General features: G+C 63.5%; 1 pseudogene. It reads right to left on the minus strand.

What is annotated here, in order from left to right:
* A pseudogene (locus tag AC0L2P_RS32300) lies at positions 1 to 315 on the minus strand (hypothetical protein); the annotation flags it as partial.

Genomic DNA, 315 nt, shown 5'->3' on the forward strand with positions numbered 1-315 from the left:
CTCATTCTCCGCCGTAGCCATAGGATTGCCACTGTTCACCGGCAGGAACACGAAGTCGGCTGCGACGTCGTTTTGATGATAGATGGACAGCAACCTACCTTGCACGTCCCCGTCGTCACGGCGCAGCTGATGGGCGACCAACGCATCCACCAGCCGCGTTCGGGCGGCGAGCGCTGGGTGGGCCGCCTGCAGGTACTGCTCCAGCAACTGGTAATCCCTCTGGATATGGGCGTCGCTGAGCAGTTCGGTGGCCCCGAGCACCGCCCCCGCGGGAAGGTTGGACGAACCTGACGGAAGCGCTGCGATCTGTGCATC

The organism is Mesorhizobium sp. WSM4836, from assembly GCF_055811815.1.